At 62.1% G+C, this 25,522-nt stretch carries 16 protein-coding genes and 3 pseudogenes; 7 read left to right on the forward strand and 12 right to left on the reverse strand.

Translation table 11 applies throughout. The annotated features are described in order from the left end of the window. Together M3I54_RS24635 and M3I54_RS24640 are read right to left on the reverse strand one after the other, a co-directional pair. A pseudogene (locus tag M3I54_RS24635) lies at positions 1-192 on the reverse strand (IS256 family transposase); the annotation flags it as partial. Between the two features lie 188 nt (positions 193-380). Then, positions 381-1,181 (reverse strand): MetQ/NlpA family lipoprotein, encoded by an 801-nt coding sequence (locus M3I54_RS24640; protein ID WP_254340854.1) that lies wholly within the window; start codon positions 1,179-1,181, stop codon positions 381-383. A 189-nt stretch (positions 1,182-1,370) separates the two neighbouring features. Between M3I54_RS24640 and M3I54_RS24645 the strand changes: the two genes are divergently transcribed. Next, a complete protein-coding gene (locus tag M3I54_RS24645; RefSeq protein ID WP_254340742.1) occupies positions 1,371-2,873 on the forward strand; it encodes an MFS transporter in 1,503 nt (500 codons plus the stop codon). Here the strand turns inward: M3I54_RS24645 and M3I54_RS24650 are convergent. Further along, positions 2,855-3,679 carry a phosphate/phosphite/phosphonate ABC transporter substrate-binding protein gene (locus tag M3I54_RS24650; RefSeq protein WP_254340744.1) on the reverse strand — a complete coding sequence of 275 codons (825 nt, stop codon included), beginning with the start codon at positions 3,677-3,679 and terminating at the stop codon, positions 2,855-2,857. The genes M3I54_RS24645 and M3I54_RS24650 overlap by 19 nt on opposite strands. Before the next feature lie 167 nt (positions 3,680-3,846). On the opposite strand from M3I54_RS24650, the gene M3I54_RS24655 reads away from it, so the two are divergent. Next, entirely contained in the window at positions 3,847-4,809 is a 963-nt protein-coding gene (locus tag M3I54_RS24655; protein ID WP_254340746.1) for a fatty acid desaturase, read from the forward strand. 3 nt (positions 4,810-4,812) lie between these two features. Here the strand turns inward: M3I54_RS24655 and M3I54_RS24660 are convergent, their stop codons facing one another. Beyond that, positions 4,813-5,976 carry an epoxide hydrolase family protein gene (locus M3I54_RS24660; RefSeq protein ID WP_254340747.1) on the reverse strand — a complete coding sequence of 388 codons (1,164 nt, stop codon included), beginning with the start codon at positions 5,974-5,976 and terminating at the stop codon, positions 4,813-4,815. Between the two features lie 369 nt (positions 5,977-6,345). Here M3I54_RS24660 and M3I54_RS24665 point away from each other — a divergent pair, with 369 nt between their 5' ends. The 4 genes from M3I54_RS24665 to M3I54_RS24680 all read left to right on the forward strand — a co-directional run bounded on the left by M3I54_RS24665 (position 6,346) and on the right by M3I54_RS24680 (position 11,260). Further along, the gene (locus M3I54_RS24665; RefSeq protein ID WP_254340749.1) at positions 6,346-7,371 is read left to right on the forward strand and encodes an amidohydrolase family protein; all 1,026 of its coding nucleotides are present in this window, start codon (positions 6,346-6,348) and stop codon (positions 7,369-7,371) included. An 86-nt stretch (positions 7,372-7,457) separates the two neighbouring features. Beyond that, positions 7,458-8,186: a substrate-binding domain-containing protein gene (locus M3I54_RS24670; protein ID WP_254340750.1), complete on the forward strand. Its 729-nt coding sequence runs from the start codon at positions 7,458-7,460 to the stop codon at positions 8,184-8,186. Positions 8,187-8,326: 140 nt separating this feature from the next. Next, positions 8,327-9,388 (forward strand): tannase/feruloyl esterase family alpha/beta hydrolase, encoded by a 1,062-nt coding sequence (locus tag M3I54_RS24675; RefSeq protein ID WP_309249637.1) that lies wholly within the window; start codon positions 8,327-8,329, stop codon positions 9,386-9,388. 522 nt (positions 9,389-9,910) lie between these two features. Further along, complete coding sequence (locus M3I54_RS24680) at positions 9,911-11,260, forward strand: aromatic acid/H+ symport family MFS transporter (protein ID WP_254340752.1); 1,350 nt, start codon at positions 9,911-9,913, stop codon at positions 11,258-11,260. A gap of 112 nt (positions 11,261-11,372) precedes the next feature. On the opposite strand, the pseudogene M3I54_RS24685 reads toward M3I54_RS24680, so the two are convergent. The 8 genes and pseudogenes from M3I54_RS24685 to M3I54_RS24720 all read right to left on the reverse strand — a co-directional run. Then, a pseudogene (locus tag M3I54_RS24685) lies at positions 11,373-11,642 on the reverse strand (hypothetical protein); the annotation flags it as partial. A 169-nt stretch (positions 11,643-11,811) separates the two neighbouring features. Next, the gene (locus tag M3I54_RS24690; protein ID WP_254340754.1) at positions 11,812-12,432 is read right to left on the reverse strand and encodes a hypothetical protein; all 621 of its coding nucleotides are present in this window, start codon (positions 12,430-12,432) and stop codon (positions 11,812-11,814) included. Positions 12,433-12,463: 31 nt separating this feature from the next. Next, positions 12,464-14,200, reverse strand: a complete 1,737-nt coding sequence (locus M3I54_RS24695; protein ID WP_254340755.1) for a ShlB/FhaC/HecB family hemolysin secretion/activation protein — start codon at positions 14,198-14,200, stop codon at positions 12,464-12,466. Positions 14,201-14,229: 29 nt separating this feature from the next. After that, positions 14,230-14,442 (reverse strand): CDI system lipoprotein BcpO, encoded by a 213-nt coding sequence (gene bcpO / locus M3I54_RS24700; RefSeq protein ID WP_254340757.1) that lies wholly within the window; start codon positions 14,440-14,442, stop codon positions 14,230-14,232. A gap of 23 nt (positions 14,443-14,465) precedes the next feature. After that, positions 14,466-14,795 (reverse strand): hypothetical protein, encoded by a 330-nt coding sequence (locus M3I54_RS24705; protein ID WP_254340759.1) that lies wholly within the window; start codon positions 14,793-14,795, stop codon positions 14,466-14,468. Continuing rightward, positions 14,777-15,220 carry a hypothetical protein gene (locus M3I54_RS24710; RefSeq protein WP_254340761.1) on the reverse strand — a complete coding sequence of 148 codons (444 nt, stop codon included), beginning with the start codon at positions 15,218-15,220 and terminating at the stop codon, positions 14,777-14,779. The genes M3I54_RS24705 and M3I54_RS24710 overlap by 19 nt, the downstream gene beginning before the upstream one ends. Before the next feature lie 341 nt (positions 15,221-15,561). Then, positions 15,562-23,765 (reverse strand): annotated as a pseudogene (locus M3I54_RS24715) (hemagglutinin repeat-containing protein); the annotation flags it as partial. A gap of 307 nt (positions 23,766-24,072) precedes the next feature. After that, entirely contained in the window at positions 24,073-24,240 is a 168-nt protein-coding gene (locus M3I54_RS24720) for a hypothetical protein (protein WP_254340763.1), read from the reverse strand. Positions 24,241-24,838: 598 nt separating this feature from the next. On the opposite strand from M3I54_RS24720, the gene M3I54_RS24725 reads away from it, so the two are divergent. Further along, positions 24,839-25,516, forward strand: coding sequence for a heavy metal response regulator transcription factor (locus M3I54_RS24725; protein ID WP_254340765.1), 678 nt, complete (start codon positions 24,839-24,841; stop codon positions 25,514-25,516). The last annotated feature ends 6 nt before the right edge of the window (positions 25,517-25,522 follow it).

The raw sequence follows: 25,522 nt of genomic DNA on the forward strand, positions 1-25,522 counted from the left end.
GCCCAGATGCCTGTTCATCTCGGCGCCCATCGCGCGCTCGATGACGGCCTTGTTGAACGCCAGCATCAGGTCCTGGACCTCGGCGGGCGTCATCGGCCCCTTGACCAGTTCGTCAAGCAGGCCTTCAGGCAGGGCAGGCAGCGGCCCTCGGGCCGCTGCCTGCGAAGCTACCGTGCGCTTCTTCATCGGCATATCCATGATTTTTACCTCTCATGATATGCCTCGCCCACGAAATGACGGATAGGTCCCCCCGCACAGGGGAAACCCAGGCAGACCGACACGAAAACAAGAAAACGCCAAAGGGAAGGAAAACGCCAAAGCGCCTGGGAGCAGCGAACAAAAAGCATCGCCGCGCCCCGACGCAAATCCCAACCACCCCCTTACTGCTGCGGAGCATCCTTCCACGCAGGCAGCGTAGCCCCGTGATACACGGCAATAATCTCGGAAGCGACATTAGGCTGCTGATAGCTTTCGACGAGCGCATGCACCCAAGCCGCATTGGCGTCCTTCTCATTCACGGCAATGAAGTTGCGATAAGGATTGCCCGTCACCTTCTCCTGAGCAATACGCTCCTGCGGAATCTTGATACCCGACTTCACGGCCCAGTCCGTATTGACAACGGCCGCATCCAGATCGCCAATCGCGCGCCCGACAATGCCTGAATCGAGTTCCTTAATATGGATATTCTTCGGATTCTTCGCAATGTCGCGTGCGGTCGGCAGCAGGCCAACGTCGTCGCGCAACGTAATGAGCCCTTGTGCCTGAAGCAGCAGCAGCGAGCGGCCTTCGTTGCTCGGATCGTTCGGCACGCCAATGGCCGCGCCCTGCGGCAAGTCCGCCACCGACTTCACCTTGCGCGAATACAGCCCGATAGGCTGCACGTAGGTAAAGCCCACTGGCACGATCTTGTAGCCACGCGCCTTGATCTGCGCGTCGAGATACGGTTTGTGCTGGAACGAATTGGCGTCCAGGTCGTGGCTGGAAAGCGCTTCGTTGGGCTGCGTGTATTCGGAGAACGTGGTCACCTTGATCGTGAGGCCGCGCTTCGCGGCGTTGGCGGCGACCACACGCCACACGTCCTCGTCTTCACCCGACATGATGCCCACGCGCAACGTCTGGTCCGCCGCGTGCGCGAGCGTCACGCCCCCGAAACTCACGCCCAGCACTAGCGAAGCCAGCATCGTGCCCAACAATGTTCTTTTCTTCATAGGATCCGCTATTCGTAGAGTTGTGGATAAGGCGATGCTAGAGAGCGCGCTGCAAGCAGACAACCAATTTTGGGAGGATTGCTTAGCTATATTCGTCGTTTTGCGTCGCGCAACAGCGTGGCTAGGATGCAGCGATTCCATTCATCACGCGAGTTCCGTTCTATGTCCACTCTCGCCGTTCCCGCTTCTGAAGTCATTGAAGCCGCCGGGCAAGCGCAAGCCCCGCAACACGCCGTGATCCGCTCCGCTCAGGACGTCTCCCGCATCGTCAACGCCGGGGCCTCGCAGGGCAGCAACGCGCGCATCGTGATCGCCATTGCACTGGGCGGCGTGTTTCTCGATGCCTACGATCTCACCTCGCTCGCCTATGGCATAAAGGACATCGCGCGCGAATTTGCGCTTTCGCCCGTGCAGATCGGCTTCGTTTCGGCGGCCATTACTTTCGGCGCGATTCTCGGCGCGCTGTTCGGCGGCTATCTCACGGACCGCATCGGCCGCTACCGCGTATTCATGGCCGACATGTTGTTCTTCGTCGTAGCCGCGATCGCGGCCGGGCTCGCGCCCAACGCCTGGGTGCTAGGCGGTGCGCGCTTTCTCATGGGTTTCGGTGTGGGGCTCGATCTGCCGGTTGCCATGGCGTTTCTCGCCGAGTTCTCGCGCGTGGCGGGCAAGGGCAACAAGGCAGCCAGCGTAGCGGCGTGGTGCCCCGCGTGGTACGCGGCCACGAGCACCTGCTATCTGCTCATTCTTGGCCTCTATGCGATCCTGCCCGAGCATCAGCTTGGCTGGCTCTGGCGCATTACGCTCGCGTTCGGCGCGGTGCCGGCGCTCGTCATCATCGCCGTGCGTAGCCGCTATATCACCGAGTCGCCCGTGTGGGCCGCGAATCAGGGCGATCTGGAGGGTGCGGCGCGCATACTCAAGCGCTCGTATGGCGTGGATGCAGTGGTCGAGCGCGGTGAGGCGCCCACGCGAGCGCCGCGTGCCGCTTCATGGCGCAACTACGGTGTGCTTTTCAACGCCACGTATCGTCGCCGCACGATACTTGCCGCAACGATCGGCGCGGCGTCTTCGTTCGGTTACAACGCGATCATCTTCGGCCTGCCCGTGATCATCGCGAGCTTTCTCCAGCAGGGACCGCTCACCACCATCGTCGCTTCGCTCACACTGAACCTGTTGTTCGCATTCGTTGGCGGGCTGATTGGCGTGCGTACCGCGCCCACCGTTGGCGCGTGGAAAATGACCGTGCTCGGCCACACGCTGCAGTTCGTCTCGCTCATCGGTCTCGCGCTGATCGGCCATCCGGGCAGCGGCTTTTTCGTTGCGCTCGCGATTCTGCTGCTGGGCGGCTATCTGTTCGGGCAGGGGTTCGGCCCCGGTTCGCATAGCATGACCTATGCGTCGCTCAGTTATCCGACCTCGCTGCGCGGCATCGGCGTGGGCTTCAATCAGACGCTCGTGCGCTCCGCTTCCACGGTTTCGCTATTCCTGTTTCCCGTGCTCGCCGCGGCGCTCGGCACGAAGGTCTTCTGGATGATCGCCGTCGCGCCGCTCGCTTCGCTGCTCGTGTTGCTCGCGATCCGGTGGGAGCCCTCGGGCTACGACATCGATAGCGAAGATTACGCGGATGAGCCGGTCGCTGCGGTTCAGCGCAGCTCGGTATAGCCCTGGTGAGCGGCGCTGCCGGCGAACGCCTCGATCTCAGCGTACGCCTCGCCAGTGAGCCTGACGAACCCGCGCAGTCGCAGTTTGTTTGCACGTTCGGGATCGGCTGCGAGAGCAGTGTCCAGCGCGTCGCGCAAAACATCGGCTTGACTCTCGCCGAGCACGCGTGAGGCGATCAGCGGAAGGCCAGGGGCGCAGGCCGTCATGCCGATGGTTTGCAAGCCGCCGAACCGTTCGGGGTGCGAATCGTGCAGTAATGCGAACGTGACGCAGTCGATCGCGCCTACGTCGGCCGCGCCGCTCGCCAGCGCGCGTAAGGTGGCCGCGTGCGAGCCTGTCCAGAGCACCGAGGCGAAGAAGCGGCTGTCACGTGCGAGCGGCGCGACCGCGTGGCGAAATGCGTTCATGCCGCTATGCGAATCCGCGCCGTTGCATGCGGCGCGCAGGCCGCGGCACGCTTCCAGCGTTTTCGCGCCGAGTTCCCACGCCTGTGCCGAAACGACGAGCACGCTTCGATAGCGCGGGCCTTCGCAACCGGGGGCGTCGAATATCGGGGTCGCAATCAGTCGGACTTCGTTGGCGAGGCCGAGCATCCGGTATGGAAACCCGCAGGTCTGCGAGAGGAGCAAATCCTCGCGGCGCCAGTGGAGCATCAGTTCGCCTTCCGGCGCGTTCTCGATCGTGATGTCGCCCAGGTCGAACGAGCGCGCAACTACGGCCAGACAGTCGGTCAACAGCGAGCGCCACAACGCCGCGTGCTGCGGCGTGACGTTGTACATCGGCAGGGAGGCGATCCAGCGGGTCATCGACGCATTCTACGCCGCGCGCCTGTGGCGCGTCGCGCAGCGCGGTGAAATAAGCAAATGGCAATTCGTTGTTTGGTGAAGCGCCGCACGGTCGGTATGGTGTGGACCTGAGTTGCTTTGCTCTCCGTATGGAGTGGCACCATCCTTCATCGCGGGAACTGGCGAACATGGCCGAATACTTCGACGCAGACCACGCGCGGGAAGTCGCCGCGCTCGGCACAGGGTTCGCCGCACGCACGGAATGGCCCACGTGGCTGCTGATCGCCGTGATCTACGGCGGCTGGTTCGCGGTGCTGGCGTTTGTCCGCGCAGGTCTGATCACGGTTGTGGCCGCCACGCCATGCCTCATCGTGCTGTGCGCATGGCATATGTCGCTCCAGCACGAATTGCTGCACGGTCATCCCACGCGGTTCGCATGGCTGAACATGGCGCTGGGTTGGCCACCGCTTGCGGTGTGGTTTCCCTATGCGGTGTACCGCGAGAGCCATATGGCGCATCATCGCGACGAAGCGTTGACCGTGCCTGGCATCGATCCCGAAACGAACTACGTGCAACACGCGCAATGGGCTCGCCTGCCGCGCTGGCATCGCGTGCTATGGCGCGCACGCAAGAGCTTCGTGGGCCGCGTGGTGATTGGGCCGCCCATGAGCGTGGCCGCGATGCTCGCTGGCGCGGCGAAAGCGCTGCGAAGCGGCGACTGGCGACACGTGCCGATGTGGCTCGCGCACTTCGCAGTTGTCGTGCTGCTGCTCGCGTGGGTGCAGCGTTACGCGGGCGTGCCGTGGTGGTGGTATCTGGCCGCCGTCACCTGGCCCGCGCTCGGGCTCGCGATGGTCCGCTCGCTGTACGAGCATCGCGCGGCGTCGCATCCGAAGGCGCGCATCGCCATCAACGAGGCCGGGCTCGTCATGCGCTTTCTGTATCTGAACAACAATTACCATCTCGTGCACCACGATCTGCCGCGCTTGCCGTGGTTTCAATTGCCGCGCGCCTACCGCATGCGGCGCGACGACTATCGGCACAAGTGCGGCGGTTTCGTGATCGAAGGCTACGCCGCGCTCCTCAGGCGTTACGCGTGGCGCGCGACGGATGCCCCCGCACATCCGTTCGGCGATAACACCGCGCAGTGACGTTCACTCCCGGAACCGTTTAAAAAAGCGGCGAATGTCGGCAGCGAGAAGATCGGGTTCTTCCATGGCGGCGAAATGGCCGCCGCGCGGCATGTCGGTCCATTGCGCGACATCGAACACGCGCTCGAGCCACGACCGTGGCGGGTGATTGATCTCCTTGGGAAAGCGCGCGAAGGCGACGGGCGGCACCACACGCTGTCCGGCGGCGAAGCGAAACGGCTGAAGTCGGTTTTCCCAGTACATCTGCATGGACGTGCCAATGCTGCCCGTGAACCAGTACAGTGAAAGGTCCGTAAGCAAGGTGTCCTTCGAGAACCGGCGCTCGATGACACCGTCGCAGTCGCTCCATGCGCGAAACTTCTCGCCGATCCACGCGGCAAGTCCGGCGGGCGAGTCGTTGAGCGACGCCGCCGCCGTTTGCGGCCTGGTGGTGTGCATATGCGCGTACCCGCCCTCCAGCGCTACCCAGTCGGCCTTTTCGCGCAGATAGTCTTGTTCCGCCGGGGAGAGCGGGGCCTGCGCGGCATCGACTGAGGGTTCGTACGTGCCGGGCAGGAAGTTCAGGTGTATGCCCTCCACGGCCTGGCTGTGCCGCGCGGCTAGCGCGATGGACACACCCGCGCCAAGGTCGCCGCCCTGCGCGCCGAAGCGCTCGTAGCCGAGACCGCGCATAAGCGCGGCCCATAGGTCTGCTATCTGGAACGCGGAGGTGCCGGGCGCCGCCGGCGCGGGCGAAAAGGCAAAGCCCGGCAGCGACGGGACGACGACATCGAACGCATCGGCCGGGTCCGCGCCGGATGCGGCGGGGTCGCAAAGCTGGTCGAGCAGCGCGTCGAATTCGATGAACGATCCCGGCCAACCATGCGTGATCACGAGCGGGTAGGGCTTCGGGCCCGCGCCGCGCCGATGCACGAAGTGCACGCGCTGGCCACCTGCGCCACCCACTTCGGCCATGAACTGCGGCAGCCCGTTCAGCGCGCGTTCGGCGGCGCGCCAGTCGTATTCGTCTGCCCAATACGCGACGAGCTCGCGCAGCCACGCACTATCGGCCCCTTGTTGCCACGCCGGCGAGGGCGTAGCGTTGGCCCACCGCGTGGCGTGCAAACGCCGGCGCAGGTCGTCGAGTGCATCTTCGGGAACGCGAATTTCAAATCGGTCGATATTCATTGTGGTTCATCCGCACGATGGCAGGCCAAGGAACTGACCATTATGAGCGAATTGCCACCGCGCAGCCGCCGCCCCTGAGGACCCTTCGAATTCCATCCATCGCTTACCAGATGTTTATCGAGGCATCCATTTTAGTTATTGGCGTTTCGCACGCGCGGCGGGGCGGCGCGACACCCCAGTCGGGCAATGCGGCGCGGCGCAAACCCCACGGCGGCCGTGGTTTCCAGTATTTTCAGCCGCGGGCTGCCGCACCCGCTTATTGGCATGAGCGGCATTTTTTGCGCAATCTAGGTAATAGCCCTGGCTACTAGCGCGGTGGGGCCAATTCGTACCGTAGCGCAACGATTCGAATCAGCAGCAGGGGTCCCAATGATCATCGACATTCATGGCCACTACACCACGGCGCCGAAAGCGCTGGAGGCGTGGCGCAAACGCCAGATAGCGGGCATCGCCCATCCATCCGATATGCCGAAGGCGTCGGAACTGAAGATCGGCGATGATGAATTGCGCGAATCGATCGAACTCAATCAGCTCAAGCTGATGCGCGAGCGCGGTCTTGATCTCACGATTTTCAGCCCGCGCGCGAGTTTTATGGCCCATCACATCGGCGACTTCCAGGTGTCGAGCACCTGGGCCGCGATCTGCAATGAGCTGTGCCACCGCGTGAGCGAGCTCTTCTCCGAGCATTTCGTGCCGGCCGCGATGCTGCCGCAAAGCCCGGGCGTCGATCCCGCCACGTGCGTGGCGGAACTCGTCAAATGCGTGGAGCAGTACGGCAACGTGGCGGTCAACCTCAATCCCGATCCTTCGGGCGGCCACTGGACGAACCCGCCGCTTTCCGACCGTCACTGGTACCCGATCTACGAAAAGCTCGTCGAATACGATATTCCCGCGATGATCCACGTGAGCACGAGCTGCAACGCGTGCTTCCACACTACGGGCGCGCACTACCTTAACGCGGATACGACCGCATTCATGCAGTGCCTGACGTCGGACCTGTTCCACGATTTCCCCACGCTGCGCTTTGTGATTCCGCACGGCGGCGGCGCAGTGCCTTACCACTGGGGACGCTTTCGGGGCCTCGCGCAGGAACTGAAGAAGCCGCCGCTCAGCGAGCATTTGCTCAATAACGTGTTCTTCGATACCTGCGTGTATCACCAGCCCGGCATCGACCTGCTCACGCGCGTGATTCCCGTGGACAACATTCTGTTCGCGAGCGAGATGATCGGTGCGGTACGCGGCATCGACCCCGAGACGGGCCACTACTACGACGACACGAAGCGCTATATCGAAGCCGCGCATGTCGATGCCGCGGATCGCTACAAGATTTACGAAGGCAACGCGCGCCGCGTGTATCCGCGCCTCGACGCGCGGCTCAAGGCAAGGGGGGGGTGAGCGTGTGTTGCGGCTCGCAATCTGTGCAATACCAGCGAAGCGCAAAATAAGGCGGCCTCGCTCACTCTCGACTGAAACGGAAGTCAATGACAAAGGACGATGTGAAAAGCAACGCCACGCTGGCGGGGGTCGGGTCGATGGCTACGCGACTCCTGCTTGCGGGCCTCGCCGAGCAATACGAGCGCGAAACGGGGCAGCGGCTGACTATTGCCGCGATAGGTGGCGTGGAAGCTGCGCGGCGCGTGCAGGCGGGCGCGGCGCTCGATTTCGCCGTGCTGGCCTCGGCTGCGATCGACCGCCTGGCGGCGGCTGGGCACCTCATTGGCGCGCGCACGGACGTCGTGCACTCCGGCATGGCCGCGGCGGTCGCCACCGGTGCGGCGCACCCGGATATCGGCACTGAAGACGCACTGCGCGAGACGATTCTGCGCGCGGCGCGCATTGGCTATTCGACGGGGCCTAGCGGCGACCATCTGCTGAGGGTGCTCGAACGCTGGGGCGTGGCCGAAACACTCGGGCCGCGCCTCGTGATGGCGCAGCCGGGCGTGCCGGTGGCCAGCCTGATCGTGGAAGGCAAGGTCGAGATCGGGTTTCAGCAATTGAGCGAGCTAAAGGACGTGCCTGGCATAGACGTGATCGGGCCGCTGCCCGCGGGGGCGCAACTCGTCACGGTCTTTTCTGGGGCGATCTGCGCGGTGTCGCAGCAGCGGCAGGCGGCGGCGGACTTCCTGGCGTTCCTCGGTTCGGAACGCGCGGAGGCGACCAAGCGGGCGTTTGGCATGGAGCCGGCAGGCGGCGCGGAGTCCGGGCTGTAGCAGAGCAGCAGAGCACGAGCAAGGCGGCAATAAGAGAAATAGAAGGAGCAATAAGGCGATTAGATTGGATATCTCATGTCGCAGGGTCTACGCATTTACATTAATTAGACATCCTTATCAGAAAAAACAGAATCGGAGGCGTGAACAATGAATCAGAAAAACACCAATACGGACAACACCAGGAGGCAAGATGGAGCGTGGAGTCGCAAAGCACGACCGGCGACAGCACCGGCAACGCGACGCTCTACGCCGACAAGGCGCTCGTGCTGCACAAGGCAGTCATTGCGGCATGCGGCGGCCAGGCGGGCGTAGCCGATGGTCTGATCGCCGATCCGCGCACCTGCAATTTCGATCCCGCATCGATCCAGTGTGCGCAGGGCGCGACGAACACGAGCAACTGCCTGACCGCAGCCGAAGTCGCCACCGCGAGCAAGATCTATGGCGGACCGGTGGACGCGACAACGGGCGAGCGCATGCTGGCGGGCTCCCCGCAGATGGGTTCGGAGGAGAATTGGGTCGGCGTGGAAGTGCCGACGACGAACTCGACGGCCGCGCCGGTTTCGGTGAAGAGCCTCTTCAGCTACATGATCGTGACGGGAGCCTACAACCTGATCTTCACGGGTTCGCCCGCCATGCCGACCATCGACACCTTCGGCTACACGGATGCGAGCTTCTATCCGACCTATCTGCAGGCCAACCATCCGCTGATGGACGCGACAAACCCCGACCTCTCGGCGCTCAAGAAGGCGGGCGGCAAACTGATCCTGTGGCACGGCTGGGCTGATCAACACATTTCGCCGCTCTTCACGATCCAGTACTACGAAGCGATGCAGAACACGATGGGCGCCTCGAACGTGAGCGATTTCGCTCGCCTGTACCTCGTGCCCGGCGTGGCTCACTGCGGCGGCAGCGAAGGCTTCTCGAACATCGACCTCGTCTCGCAGATCACGGCGTGGGCCGAGCAGGGCACGGCGCCGAACGCGGTCATGACGTATCAGACTGATTCGTCGAACAACGTGACGGCCAGCCGCCCGGTTTATCCGTACCCGGCAGTCGCGCAGTTCACGGGCACTGGCGACTGGCACCTCGGCGCGAACTGGACGCAGGGCGCACCCCTGTACAACCAGCCCACGCATGCCTGGGCAGGCTCGAGCTTCTATGCGACGTACACGCCGACTACGCAAGGGGTTGCCGCGCCTTAACTGGCAAACTTCGGGCAAACTCGCATGATTCACCGTCGAACCGGCCAGCCCTTCGGGGCTGGCTTCGTTTGTATTGCGATAACTGAATCGCATGGCGAATGCGCGGCGCTGATAGCGGTTCGAACTGCGCCGCCGCCTCGAAAAGCGGCGCGAATGAGAGCGCCGCCCAGCGAGGTAGCGGCAACTGAATTCCGCATGATCGTCCAGCTCGTTTGCGAATCCTTTCGGAGAGTATCGATTTTGTTTATCACGCTGGATTCGATTCCGGCCCCAGACCGCGACAGGCAAAGCGCGGGCTGATTGCGCCCGGCCTTTACGCGGCGCGGCTTCCGGGGCGGCTTCGCGGCTGCGGGCGTGCCGAACTCGCCCATGCGGACGGGTACGGACATATCCATATGTGGTTAACCCGCACTTTCGGGCGAGGGGTTGGCCACCTATCGTGCCCCCGACGGATAGCAGTTCGTTGAAATTCGACTCGGGCACGAGCGAGCGGCAGACCACAGAACGGACAGGAGACTACAGATGTCTGGCAGCAAAACAATCGATATCAAGGCGTTCATCGACGAACGCCACATTTCGGCCTATCAGTGGCTACTGGTGGCGCTGTGCTTCCTCGCGGTGACCGCCGACGGCATGGACGTGGCCATCATGGGCTTCGTCGCGCCCTCCATCATTCACGAGTGGGGCATTTCGCGCCCCGAGTTCGGGCTTGTCATGAGCGCCGCGCCCATCGGTCTCGTGATCGGCGCGCTCGCCGCGGGTCCGGCCTCGGACCGCGTTGGCCGCAAGTGGGTGCTCATCACCTCCGTGTTCCTCTTCGGCGTGTTCACGATTCTCACGGCATTCACGCAGTCGCCGGTGTCAATGGCGGTGCTGCGCGTGCTGACCGGTGTCGGTCTTGGCGCGGCCATGCCGAACTCCACGACGCTGCTCTCGGAGTACTCGCCGCAACGCCGCCGCGCGCTGCTCATCACGATCATGTTCACGGGCTTCAACCTCGGCTCCGCACTGATCGGCTTCGCGGCCGGCTGGCTCGTGCCGAACCACGGCTGGCGCGCGGTGCTGATTTTCGGCGGCGCCATTCCGCTCGCACTCGTGCCGCTGCAAGCCTGGCTGCTGCCGGAATCGGCGCGTCTGCTCGCCGTGCGGGGCGCGACGAGCAAGCGCATTGCCGCGACGCTGAACCGCGTGACCGGCGCGAACTTCGCGGGCGACGAGAGTTTCGTCTCGACGGAGCCGCCGCTGCCCACGCGCAAACCGATCGGCGTGCTGTTCTCGGAAGGCTATGGCGTGATGACCCTCGCGCTGTGGGTCACGTATTTCATGGGCCTGCTCGTGATCTATCTGCTGACCGGCTGGCTGCCCACGCTGATCAAGGACGCGGGCCTCTCCATTACCGTGGCGGCGAACGTCACGGCCATGTTCCAGATTGGCGGCACGATCGGTGCGGTGCTGGTGGGCTGGATCATGGACAAGGTGCGTCCGGCGCGCGTGATCAGCGCGGCGTACGTCGGCGGCGGCATTTGCGTGCTGGCGCTGGCCGGCGTGGGCGCGCTTTCCTCGTCGCTCGCGCTGCTGGTGTTCGCTGCGGGCTTCTGCATGAGCGGTGCGCAAACGGGCCTGAACGCCTACGCACCGGGCCGCTATCCGACGGTTGCGCGTGCAACGGGTGTGAGCTGGATGCTGGGCATGGGCCGCTTCGGCAGCATCTTCGGTTCGGCCATCGGCGGTGCCCTGCTGGGACTCGGCTGGGAATTTGCCGCGATTCTCGCGATGCTCGCCGTACCGGCGGTGCTCGCGGCGATTGCGATCCTGGTGTCGCAGCGTGCGCGTCAGTCGGAACCGGCTACGCAGGTGAGGGCGGCACACTGAGTTTGATATAGCAACAGCGCTGGACTGATCGGCGCGGCGGTGCGAATTGCACTGCCGCGCCTTTTTTTGTTTGGCGTGAGAGCGGAGACACAGCCTCCGCTTGATTGCAGCGTCAAATCCTGAACGCGCTCACCGTTTCGATCACGGTCTGCGCATTCCTGCCAAGCGTATTGGCCGAAATCGAAAAGTGACTCACGAGTGCGCTGTCCTGCTGCGTGAGCGCTTCGATATGATCGAGAGCCTGCTTGATCTCGGCAATGCCGGCGCTTTGTTCGCCGGTCGCGGTATTGATCTCGTCGATTGGCACGTTCACGTCGCGCACTGCCTGCACCGCCTGCTGCATCTTTTCGCGGGCCGTTTCGGTGAGTTGGCAGCCTTCCTGAACCTTCTGGCCTGATCCACATCACCGTCGCCCGCCGCCAGCACAGAAAGCGCGAGATGGCATTCGAGCGAGATCGCACGCGCCTTCTGCATGGCCAGCGGCAGCAGCATGTCGCGGGAGAGTGGACGCCGTCTGGTCCTGGTCATCGTCTGTGTCGCCGACTCATCCGTTACTTCGTCAGGCGAACCACATACAGCCCCGTCCGGTTCGGAATGCCGGCGACGCTGTAATTCGGGCTGACGGTGAACAGCGCTCCCGGAATTGTTGGAGAATAGGTCACGCCCGCAGCCGTAACGGTCGCCAGTTCGAGTGCAGGAGTGCCCGTCACAGGCTGCGTTGTCGAGAAATTGAACGTCAGCATCCGGCTGTCTATCTGCGTGATATCGCCAGCGCCGCCTTCCGTGATTTCGTAGGCGAAGGGCGTCGTGACGCCAGCGGGGACCGGGTCAGGTTTGCCCAGGCAGAGCGTCAAGGCGCGCGTGACGCCACCCGTGGGGGCCTTAAATTTCAGGGTTGCGATATTGTCATTGGAGACCATCGTCATCGCCGTGCCCGCAGCGGTACCCAGGGCGATATCGAGGCGACTGTAGTTGACCGGACAGTTGAACGTGGTCGATTGCGGCGATGAGGCCGCATCAGGCGCAGAGGCCGCACCTGGGGAGGATGCGCCCGCTGAGGCCGACGAATCCGCCCCTGACGCTCCGCCACCGCCGCCGCTGCCTCCACCACACGCGGCCAGCAGCACGGCGGCGCCAATCAGACCCATTGAAGATTTTCGGCTCATCAACATTGTTAGCTCCTTATGGTCAGTGAATCGCACATCAGAATTGTCCCGTCACCTGAAAGCCCAGCGTCACGCTCGGCGCGGGGAAGCCGCGCGGCGCGTAGACCGGCGTGCCGGCGAACACGTCATAGCTGAACGCGCCCAGGCGCGAGGGTACGGAACCCTTGAAGCCAAGGACCGCGCCCGCGAGCTGCGTCCCGGCCAGAAACGCGGTAGATGGCCCCCACAGGTGGCCGTAGTCGAGGCCCGCATAAAGCAGCTGGCCCGTCTGGCCAATCGGATACTGGAGTTCGTTGCGCCAGTAGAAGCCCTTCTCCGCGGCCAGCATCGTTTCACCGCTGAAGCCGCGAACCGTGTAGCGGCTGCCGATGGTCAGGTCATCGATATAGTTCAGTTCGTCGTTGGTGAACTGCCCGTGCAGCGTGCCGACATAACGCAGTGTCTTACCGGCCACGGCGAACGGAACCGAGAGATTGGCGTCGAGCGTCGCCATGTGGAAGTAGTAGGTGGGCCCATTCGCCGAATCCGGCATTGCCCCGAGCGCACCGATACCCTGCCGGTAGGCGAGGGTGCCGTCGAACTGCGCCGCGCCGAAGTAATGCCGATTGGTCAGCCCCGCCTCGATGAACGTGTTGTCGCGCTTCTGCTGTGGGATTTCGACGTCATCGATGAAGCTCGCGCCAAAGCGCTTGACTAGCTGCAACTCGACGCCCGAAACATCGTTCTGGCTACGACGAATGACACGCTCCAGCTTCAGACCCGCTGTCTGCGCGTTTCCGCTCGAAACGAACGTCTGGTTGACCCCGGCAATCTGTTGGTAATACGTGTTCGTGTAGCCGAACAGCGTGCCTGTCCAGTAGCCCCACGGCACCGCATATGAAGCATTCCAGCCGTGTGTACCGAGGTCATGGTTGCCGAACTGCAAATCCTGGTTGTAGCCGCCTGAAAGCACGTCGTTGATGCCCAGGAGGTTATAGAGCGCGAGCGACACGTTGCCGATGTAACGGCCCGTCGCGTCGGTGCCCGAGTTATCCGCCGAGACGACGAGCGACCATGGCTTCGTGCGCTTGACCGTAACCACGACATCACTCTGGCCGGGCTCGGTACCGGGCACAATCTCCATGGAGGCGTCCTGGTTCGGGACGCGCTTCATCTGCTCCAGCCCCTGCTCAAGGTCGCGCAACTGGAGGATGTCGCCGTCGCGAGCCGGAAAGGCAGTTTTCAGCGTGCCCCGCGTACCGGCGTCGGCAAACTTCAGGTTGCGGATCACGCCCGGCATGAGCGTGAATTTCATCGCCCCTTTCGAGAGGTCCTGGGTCGGCACCAGTACACGCGTCGTGATGTAGCCGTGGCTCAGGATGACGCCTTGCAGGCCCTTCGCCAGCATATCAACGCCCTGTTTACCGACGCATTGCCCCTCGTAGTGGCGTAGCCAGTCATGCAGGAATGCGAACGGATCGAGCGGCAACGCCGATGCACCCTTTACACGAACCACTTCTGGGAGCGTATCGGGAACCTCGACCGTGAACGTGTCGATGCGAAAGCATGGCGTCTCGACGGGCAGCACGGGGTACTCCCCGACGACAGGAGCAGTCGAGCGTACAACGGGCGCGGCGACAGTCGCCGCACGCTGCTGTGCGTCGCGACGCTGCTCAACCTGCTGTTGCTGTTCGGCGTTGGTTCGGGCCGCAGCATCGGGGGCAGTTTGCGCGAACACATCAAATGAAATCAGGCATGCTAACGAGATGACCGTCAGCTTCAAGCGGTGGTGCATTCTTTGTTCTCGTTTTCTTGTTGTCCGTACTACAGTCCGGGCTTGGGCGCAATATGGCCAGGAATCCAGACCCATTGCGTACCGCTCCATTTCCAGTAGCCCATGACCCAAAACGCATTGGAGTTGGGTGGTAGCACGGGCTGCATTTCAGGTTTCGGTGGCGGCATGGGGGGCGCACCGGGTGGCACGTTCTGGCATGCCGCCATCAGCGCGAGCGCCGCCAGCGCATATAAATTTCGCATCGTTCTATGGCCTGCTTCTTAGGTCAGAATGGACCGACGTCGAAAATCTGGAATTTTCGATCTACGCGACCGACTTTGATAACCACGTCGATATCTTCCCCTTCGCTCACGCGATCAAACTTCCATTGGACCGGTGAAAAGCTAAGGCCATCAACGCTTATATCTAACATCCTTTGCTCCGGCACCGTCACAAGCGCCTTTCCTTGCCACTCTCGGTGCTCAGCTATTGAGTACTTCCTCAGCACCTGGCCGGTCGTCCTTCGTTTCCTCGTGGCAAATAAATTAACCATACGGCGACGCACCGTGAGAGCCAAGGCACGGACGACACTCGTGACTAACTCGATCGCCCACATTGACGCATCGACCCCGCGCTGTACTCAAATCGCATTCCGTACGTCTGTTCTCCCAATGCGGGGAAAAGGCTTGAGTTCATATCAAGCGTAACCAGCGCCCCTAGCTTGCAGGCCTGCCAATTCCCACTATCGCCACGAATATCTTTCCAACCGCGCGCCCGAAGTGAAAGCTGATATTTTTCGAATAACTCACGACTCCACGACTTGGCGCTGATATTGCGCATCAAAGATGCGACACTTCCCCGGTCGAGGTCCTTTTTAAAGACTACGTCCCCGCCAACGCCGAGCATATAGTCCATATCGGACTTCATCATATTGAATTTTGACGTGGTATCAGTCGGATTCCAGATTAATACTTTGCTAAAAAAAACGGACACAAATATTGCGGCAGCCAACCCAACAATCAAGTTTTTTACGTTTTTCATAAGTAATTTGACAATCAGTAACCCGGCATCGTACCTACGCGATTGCCATAACCAGTCCCAAAGTATCCACTCAAATTGGGAAGCTTAGATATTCCGCCAGTTCCAACGCCTACTTCAAAGGCAGTATCGCCCCCGATGCCGTGATTCACGCCTCCACAGATGCCAAATGCGCACACGCCTCCTGCTGCGGACGCGCCTGCCAGAAAGTCGTCTGTGTTGTTCCCACGCATGTTCATCGGTAACCCCGCGTTCGATGCAACCATGCCGCCAACAACCGATGCACCCGGCACAACTGGCACGGAACCGGACCCCGATAAATAGACGTTTCCGTTATGAAGATTGATAGTTAGTGCTCCACCAACGCCCAATCCACCGCCCTGCACGGTCAAATAGTCAACGGAACCGGGGCGTTGGGCTCCCATAGCGGACAGCATCGCGGCCTGATCGGCCTGCGCATCGCTAGAACTATAGTGGAACAGACTGCCTGAAGACTGCACCATGCCACCATAAGTTCCAGCGGAAAGGAACGTACCGCTGTAGTTTTGCAGTTGCGCTTGTTCGGTCGTATAACCCGCGCCCTCAGCCTGCAAAGCAGAATATTTCGCATAGTCTGCTGTTCCGGGCGCATACTGGGCCGCGCACTGAACGAGTGCGCAGGCAGCAGCTTCAAGGCGATGCTGTTCGGTCGGGTCACCGTTAGCCAGGTTCTTGATGACCTGCTTTTCGCTCTGATCAAGCTGCCGGTTGTAAACCTCGTTGTTCGAGGCTGAACCCGCACCAGCCAGCGCGCCCGACGAACCACCGCCAGCCAGTGCGCCGCCAGCTGCACCGCCCGCCGCGGCGACAACCTCATTGAGCGCATTGCGCAACGCTGCCTGATTTTCGGGCGGCACCTGCGAAACGGCCTGGTCGATAATCGGCTGCGCCAGCGACTGCAACGCATCACACCGAGCGAACCGCCCACCGCGCCCGCGATATTGCCGCCCGACAGCGCCGCACCAATTGCTGCGACCGCTGCATGCATTGCATCGCGTGCGACGCCGCCCTCGGCGAATGCCGGGTTGCTATTTTCAAGCTGGTCCGCAATCTGCCCCGCTGCGTAGGTTGCAGTCTTGCCAAACGCCTGAGCAAACGCGAGGTTGTTCTGAACCTGTTGCAGGTTAAACGTGTTCTGTACGGTCTGGTTTGCATTGGCCGTGTCACGCGACAAACCCGCCGTGCTGTCCGAACCGCTCTGCTGGTCGGACTTCACCGTAATCGTGCCCGGGCTCACCGCTGCATGCGTCGTACCACTTGCGCTGTCGCTAGTCTGCGCAAAGCTCGGCCCACCCGAGAGCGAGAACCCTTGCGTCGAGCCGGAATACGACATCGTATTCTGAACGTCGGTAAAGCCAAGGCTTCCCGTCGTCAGGCTGTTGTTTGCTGCCGGAGCCGCGCTCGCAATCTCGGCGCCGTTAAGCTGCGTATGACCCGCCACGTTCACATCGAAGCCGCCCGTGCCCGCCACGATGCCCGTCTGCTGGTTCACGGATGCGTAGTTGCTATCGATGCCGGTATGGCTGACCGAGGCATCTACGCTGCTGCCATAGCCATAGGTCAACGTGCCGCTGATACCGCTGCTATGCTGGTTGGCCCCGTAAGTAGACGAATCCTGAAGGCTCGTCATCATCAGGTCGCCACCGACATCCACGTTGGCTGTGTTACCTGACACCTGCGCGCCCGCAAGCGTCGTGTCACCACCGGATTTCATCGTCAGCGTATTGCCCGCTGCGATGGTCGTGTTGTCCTGCGTCACGCTGCTTCCATTGCCCTGGCCGTGCGAGTTCTGCGTGCTGGCAAAGACGCTGATTCCGGTGCTCTTGCCTACGCCGATTCCGACACCCGCATTCCAGCCGCTCGAACTGTTCGAACTGGTGTCCTGCTCGGTGCTCTGTGCGCTTTGCAGCGTAATCGCATTGTTCGCAGCCAGCGTAACGTTTTTCCCCGTCACGGTTGCCCCGGTCATGGTGATGTCACCCGTGCCCGCCTGCGCGTTGCCGTTTGCGTCCGGTGCGCCGGTCGCCGTCACGGTCACGTTGCCGTTACCGATAATCGAGGATCCCTTCGCGGTGGTAATCGACGTGCTGGAATTGCTGCTGCTGTGGCTCGACCCGACGCTGATCTGCAACTGGACGCCTTGGGTCGCCGCACTGGCGTCGCCGTTCGCCAGGCCGCTCGCCGCATTGCCGATAGCACCGCGATTCTGGTAAGCCATTTCGGCCGCCGCCACACCCTGTACCGCTGTGGGGCGCGAATCACCTGACTGGACACCCTGGCGCACGGTGGATGCCATCTGCTGCCCGAGGCTCACGAGGCCGCCGCCCAGGCCCACACTCAGGCCCGACTGGCTGGTCTGCTGCGTCTGGTTGTCCTTATAGGTGTCGTAGGCAGCGTTGACGGCGACATTCTGGGCGGTCAGCGCCACATCACCGCCCGCTACGACCTCGCTACCGGTAATGCCAACATTGTGTCCTGCCGTAATCGAAACGTTGCCGGTCGATGAGCCGATTACGCTGGCGTTATTCGTCACGGACGATTGCTGGTCGGTGGTTGCGGTTTGCCTGCTGCCAATCGTGACGCTCAGGCCGCTTGTCCCCAGGCCCGAATCCTTCTTCTGGTAGCTGCTCGACGACTTCATGGTGTCCTGCGACGTGGTGATATTCACGTCGTGCGCAGCGCTCAATGCCACGTTATTCGTGCCGACGATAGCGCTGCCTGCGACGTTGATATCCTTGCCGCTGGAGATTGCCACGCTATCCGCAGATATCAGGCTGCCCTGTGAGATCGTCGTCGTCGTATCGCTCGAACTCGAAACATCCTTGCCGCTCACCACATTGCTGTGACTGTGCTGCTCCTGTGAATTGTCGACATGCATTTCGGTGGCTGCGCCGATGTTGACATTGTTCGTTGCCGCAAGTGTCGCGGTCCCCTGGGCGAGGCTGATCGTGCTACCGGTGACGTTGATGTCGTTGCCGGAGGCCACGACAAGCGAGTTCCCGGCCTTAAGCGTCGTCGCAGTCAATGTATCGTCGGAAGTATGCTGCGACGCTGAATAGCTGCCGTGATGATCGCTACCCGCACTGCTGCTATCGACGGTGGAGGTTGTGGTGGCTGCCTGGAGCGTCACATCGCCCTTCGCCGCGACGATACCGCCACCGCCCAGGTTGATGTTCGCACCGGTCGCAGTCAGGTTGCCGCCGACGCCAATCTGCGAAACGCCACCCACATTCACGGAACTGCCAGTCGCGCTGTTGATGTTCGTATCCGACACGCCGTTTGCGCCATGAACCACCTTCTGCTCGCCGGTTTGCACCGTGCCGATGTCGTAGTTGCCGCCAACGGACATGCCAAGGTTGCCGCCCACGTTCAGGTTGGCCCCGTTCTGCTCGAAGTTGCCACCCGTCACAATCGCAGCATCGCCCTTGACGTTCAGGTTCGCGATGGGGCCAAGCGTGGTCGTGGTTCGCGTGGCACCCGTTGCGCTGACCTGGTTCACCGTGTTCGTTGCCGTGTTCAGCAGGAGATTGCCGCCTGCGTTCAGCGCCAGGCTTCCGGCGTTCACCGTCGCGGAGGTGAAATTCACGTCCCCGTTTGTCGTCAGCGACATGAGGCCACCGCTTTGCAGCGTGCCGAACGCGTTGTCGATCGACTTGCCGTTGATCGTCAACGAATTGCTGGCCTGCATCGTGCCACCATTCGTGAAGGTCTGCGCGTTCTGGAGGTCGATGTCGGTCGCCGTGATGAGCGGCCCGTTCATGTTCTGCTGGCTGGCCTGCGCGAGATAGACGACCGGCACGAGCACCGATTGTCCGTCAACCATCTCGGTCTGCATGATGACGACGTTGGTCGTCAGGGCCGCAACTTGCGCGGGAGACAGTGCCATGCCCAGCGGAAGGTTCAGGGATTCGGAAAGCGATGCGCCCGCTGCCATCAGCGACTCATACATCGACTGCGTATCGGTGTAGGGGCCAAGCACGGCCTTGCCGGTCAGCGACGTGATCTGGTTCTGCACGAGCTGCTGCTCGTAGAGACCATCGCCCAGGCGCTTCTCCACCGTCTGCGGATTCAGGCCAAGCTGCTGGAGATAGTAGTCGCTTGAAATGAATGATTTCGCGCTCGTAAAGGCAGGGTTCGACTCGATCAGATACGGCGCGTTCGGTGCCGTATCGCGACTGAACAGGCCGCCCTGGGGAACCGACAGGTTGCTCAGGACAGTCACCGCCGTCGCGTGTGCGATGACCGGATCGACCTGGGTCGCGTTGCCCTGGACAGATGCCGCGCCGCTCTTTGTGCCGTTCGCACTGCCGCTCACCGAACCGACATTGACGCCCGAGATCGACTGACCGTTGACCAGGCCGAGCGACGGAATTCCAGCGTTACCGGCGGTATTGTTGATGCTTACGCCGTTACCGGAAATCGTGCCGCCCGCACCCCAGGTGGATTCGTAGTCGGGCAGACCGTAGAGCTTGACATCCGCCGGGGCCACCTGGTAGCCGCCCGGATTGGAGGTGACGAATGTCGCATTGCCGAACGGCAACTGCCAGTTATGTTCCGAGTTGTCGTAGTTGTCGTAGTGGTACTGGCCTGAGTAGGTCACCTGCACGCCCGGTGCAAGCTGTCCGGCCCAGCTATTCGCGTCGAGGGAGGCCGGCATCGCGATGTTGCCCACGGCAACCACCGCGCTCCAGTAGGTCTGGAACAGGCCCACATTCGACAGGTCCAGGTTGCCACCCGACATGATCTGCGCCTTCGGGCTGATGGCGGTAATCAGGTTACCGAGCGCCACGCCCGTATAGGTCGTGTACTGGTACGTACTGTTCCACTGGCCGCCGTGCGGCGGATCGATCGGCATGCCGCCTGGCCCGGCCTGCAATGCAGCGAGGACGGCGGGATCGTAGTTGGAAGCATTCGGATCGAACTGGATGCCCAGGACCTGCGGATTGCCAGGACCGCATGCGGCCATGTACGCTGCCGTACACCCCGACAGGCTGATACCAAGCTGCTCGATGATCGACGGATCGACTGCTTCGACGTAGGCCCCGTCGGTCGTCATCACGCGGCGCGTGTTCGTGACCTGATTCGAGTACATCGCCATGTCAGCCGAGGACTGGATGAGCGCCGATACGTTGTCGATCAGGTTCGCGTTGGTGTAATTGCCGTTCGCGTCCTTGCCGCCCGCGAGCACGACCCGGCCAAGACCGAAAATCGCGGTGGTCGCCTGCGTGTCGGTGGCCGTGGTGTCGTCACGGTTCTCGATGTCGGGCGCCAGCAGCTCAAGCAAGCCGTTACTGTCGGTGGCGCCAATGAGCGCGGTCGGACCCACGTTCGAAATACGGGTGGTCGCGTTCAGCGATACGCTGCTGCCCACAATCGCGCCCGAGTTTTCGAGCGTGTTCGAGTGCGTTGAAAGGGTACCGCCCGCCATCATCGCGCCGCTGTTGTTGATGTCGTTCGCGTTGACATTCAGGTTATCGACCGCCTGGAGGGTGGCGGAATTGCTGAATGTGCCCGGCAAGGTGAAGGTAAGGTCGTGACCGGCAACAAACTGCATGACGGGCGTCGGCGCGAAGTCACCCTGCAGGTTTACGGTCACGTCATTGGCTGCGCTGTATGTGCCTCCCCCCGTGAGCGTTGCGGCACTGATCACCTGGTCATGATCGGCGCCGATCTGGCCGTTGGTATTCGACACAGCCCCCGTGGCCGTAATATCGACATCGCCACCCGAACCGCCAAAGGTGCCAATCTTGCCCGCCGTGTCATCGAGCGTGCCGGTCTGGATCGAGACGGCCGCGCCGGCCACCTGACCGTTCTGCGTGTTCGAGATGGACGACGCGTTGAGCTTCACGGCCCCGTTACCGGCAATGAGCCCGTTACTATTGACGATCTGGCTGCCGCCCTGCACGGTGGTATCGCCCGTACCGAGGTTGCCGATAAGACCATTTGTGGAATCAATCGACGCGGCCTGAACACCGAGTGTCCTGGTGTCACCGGACGAACCCGTGCCGGACTGGATTTGCCCGTTCACGTTCGTCAGCGCACCGCCGCTCGCGAGGTCAATCGAGGACAGCGATCGCACAACGCCCTGGTTGTTGTTCACGTTCCCCGCAACGGTTGCCGAGATGCCCCCCCTGTGCCGCGAGCGCTCCGGCCTGATTGTTGACGCTGCCAGCCTTGACCTGAAGCTGCCCCGCCGTGAGGACCTGGCCGCCCGCATTCGAGAAGGAGCCCGAGCCATTGCCCGGATCAATCGTGAGCGTGCCAGTACCCGCGTGCGTGATCGTGCCGCCATTGTCGTTGATGAGACTGGCAGGGGCGAGCGTGAGGTCCGTACTGTTGGTCTGAAGCGTGCCGCCTGCCGAATTGTCGAGCGTATTGCTGACATTCACGCTCATCGGCCCCGAACCGCTCTGCGTGATCGTGCCTGCGTGATTGACAAGGGTCGTTGCGTTGAGGGAGAGTTGCGCGGCCTGGGTGACGCCCCCACTGTTATCCAGCGTCCTGGCGCTGAGGCGCGCGGCCTGGCCCGCAACAATGGCACCACCGTTGTCGGTGAGTTGCGCTCCGGCGTTGATCGTTGCATTGTTCTGCGCCTGAAGCGTGCCCGCGTCGTTATTCAGGGACTGCGTATCAACCTGGAGGTCTGTTTGTGCGCTGACCGCGCCGTGGTTGACGATGCTCCCACCCTGCAACGTCACGGCACCATTGCCGCCGATTACGCCGCCCTGCGCGCCGCCTGCCGTGGTCCCCGCTGCGTTCACGAGCCGCCCGGTCGTAGCGACCGACAGCCCGTCGCTGGAGAGGGAGGTGATGCGGCCCGCCGTATTGTCCAGTGACGCGCCCGCGACCGATACGCCCGCAGCACCCTGCATGACCCCCGCGTTATTCGCAATGGCACCGCCGCTGCTAACCTGCATTGCGCCCTGCGAGACAAACTGGCCGCCCTGGTTCGCCATCTGTCCCGAGGTCTGCGCGACGAACGCACCCTGCGAAGACATCTCACCCTGGTGGTTCGAGATGCTGCCCGTATCAAGCATGATGCCGCTGCCAGCACTCAGGGAGCCCGAGTCGTTGACCAGTGCGCCGGTCGCCTGTGCATTCACGGCGCCGCCAGCGCTAGTGGTCGCGCCAGCAAGGTTCACGTCACCAGCATAGGCCGCCAGCGACAGGTTGCCGTTCGCTGCTGTCTCGCTGCCCGCAAGATTCACGCCGCTACCCGTAAGCGTCGCATTGCCGCCCGCCAGGTTCAGCCCGGTGGCGTCAAGCTGTCCCGACGCGGAAAGCAGCAGGTCACCGCTGCTGCCCACCGAGCCGTCGCCGTTCACACCCGCACCGACTGTGCCAGTCGACGCGATATTGCCAGCGGTAATCGAGTGCTTTGTTGTGCAGCAAGCGTCCCGCTGTTCGAAACGGTTGCCACCGTGCCAATGGCGGTATTCCCCTGCGCGTAGATGGTGCCCGTATTCGCGACGCCCGTCGCACTGATTCCGACATTGCCGCTCGCATTGACCTTGCCGGACTGCACAAGCTGACCCGCGCTCGTGAGGATGAGGTCGCCCGCCTGCGCTGCAATGGCGCCCGCATTCGCGACACCCACGCCATTCTCCGTGCCAACCAGGATGATGCGGCTACTGTACATGCCACCCAGTTGCGATACGTCGATGGCGACGCCGGGTGCAGGTCCCGTACCTGCGATGGGCGTGGGAACGAGGCTCGTGTAATCGATGTTGTTGGCGCCCGTCACGACATGAAGTGTATTGCCGCCGTATATGGCCGCATTCACTTCGAGGGCTCTGGACAACAAATCGACCTCATCGATATTCGAGGCGTTCAGGCCCGCGCCCTGGACGGTAATCAGGCCGCCCGTTACACTGAAGCCCGTCAGATTTCCGCTGCCATCGATAAGCGGATTACCGGTCGTTAAAATTCCACGTGCGGTATTGATAAAGCCGCCGCCATCGACCACGATCCCGGAACCGTTCGAAATCACGACATCGGCTTTTTTTCCCGCGACCTCGACGTAACCTCTCAACTGGGATGGATTATTGCTGTTAACCTGGTTGACGATAATCTTCGCTGCGTCATTCGGGACAAAATTCGGATTCCCCGATATTTGCCCGGCGAGTTGCGTTCCTGTAATAACAGGCGAATTATTGAGAATTGTTCCGTTTTTCTGGACGTCGAATTGGGAATATGTGTTAAGTGACACACCAGCCGCGGAGGGCTTGGTAACGTTCACTTGCGGGAGCCCGTTTGCCGTAGTGATTACGTCTGGCGCGTGCGCGCCGGACGGCACAATCTGCGCTTCCGAGAGCTCTGGCGCGAGACCAAAGAGAACGAGCGCAGCAAACGCTGCATGACGCATTGAAAAGAGCGTAAAGGACTGAAGCGCGCACGTCGGGCCGGTTTCTCCATGACAGGCGCTGCTGTGTCCCGTCGCTGTTTCTGAAACTGCGACCAGCATGCCCCGCACCTTGCTGAAGACAAGCCGATAACAACGGTCATTCATTTTTATTAACCCTTGAGGCCAGATGATGCCAGGCATTGCAGGTGCGAGATCCGGCAGTTTCACGCGATACCGGTCCGGCATCGCTACAAATTAAGGCGCGCGCGGAAGGCTAAATCATCGCTTGAGCGGCAGAAAAAATCCGTCAAGAATCGTTAAGCGAAATGACGGTCGACAACAATTGAGGTCAATTAAATTTTGAGATACCTGATTAGCATTACTTACGCTTCGCGGGCGATGTGCATGCCCCGTTCTGTCAGTTGTGCTGAGCAGACTTTTCGGACTGCGGCTCAAGATGCGGGTAACGGCTTCAGTGCAAACGGCTGGACATCGACGCGCGGTAGGTGTCCATTACGGCGCTGAGTTCGCCGGCCACTGGTGGCAGCCGGACACCGGAAAGGTGCGCCTGGGCGATTTCTTCACCCAGATTCGCAATGAGGTGGTCAAGTGATAGCCGCATGGCCTGCGCAAACTGCATACGCTCCCCGGCCGGCGCACGCGCACGACGTTATGATGCTGCCCGATCAGGGCTTCGCGGGAAAGGCCGCTGGCTTCGATGAACGCGTCGTTGCAGTGGGTGTCACGCCGCGCGTGTCGGTCGTGGAAACGAGCTGTTTGCCGGGCCGGAGAGCGGCTTCTCCCTGATGGTTCGGTCGGGTCGATGATTCGGTATGCGTGATCTCCGTCGTTTTTCGATTGGGTTGTCCCGCTGACCGCTGCTTATCGGCCGGTGTTTTCGATCATGAATGGGGCCGTTCGAGGCCAAAACTCGTCGCCGCGGCGAAGGAGAGCGATAAATGGAGCGGAGCGCCGGGGCGTGGGCCGGGGCACCACGGCTGAAACCCGCACGGCATAAGGCTTGCAGCCAGGAACGCAAAGGCTTCGAGGCGTTTGAGCGGGTGTTTGCATGCACAACACCCGATAACTTCTTCGCAAGTCCCTCAAAGCAGATTCGATACGACCGTTCGAAATGCATCCCGCAGGAGCTGGGCGGCCATGCCAGGCGCGCCGCCCGGACGCGCAGCAAGCGGCACAGCGCATACAATTGAGCCGGACACACTCAGAGTAAAACGGCGATGCGCATTCTTGTGATCGAAGACGAGCCGAAGACCGGCGCGTATCTGAAGAAGGGCTTCGAGGAATCCGGCTATGCCGTGGACGTTGCCGGTGACGGCGCGGAAGGCCTCATTCTCGCGAAAGAGGCCGCGTACGACGTGATCGTGCTGGACGTCATGCTGCCCGAAATGGACGGCTGGACGGTGCTCAAGACACTGCGCGCCACGCACACCACGCCGGTGCTCTTCCTCACCGCGCGCGACGATATCAGCGACCGCGTGAAGGGCCTCGAGCTGGGCGCGGACGACTACCTCGTCAAGCCGTTCGCGTTCGTCGAGCTGCTCGCGCGCGTGCGCACGCTGGCCCGCCGCGGCCCCCCGCGCGAGAGCGACGTGCTCACGCTGGGCGACCTCGAAGTGGACGTCACGCGCCGGCGCGTGAAACGCGGGGCCACGCGCATCGACCTCACGCCAAAGGAGTTCTCGCTCCTGCAACTGCTCGTGCGCCGCCAGGGCGAAGTGCTCACGCGCACGCAAATCGCCTCATACGTGTGGGACATGAACTTCGACAGCGACACCAACGTCGTGGAAGTCGCCATCCGCCGCCTGCGCGCGAAGGTGGACGACGCGTTCGACGTCAAGCTGATCCACACGGTGCGCGGCGTGGGCTACGTCGCTGAAATCAAAGGGAACGCCTGATGCCGC

Origin of the sequence: Paraburkholderia sp. CNPSo 3274 (assembly GCF_024206475.1) — a bacterium.
GTDB lineage: Bacteria > Pseudomonadota > Gammaproteobacteria > Burkholderiales > Burkholderiaceae > Paraburkholderia.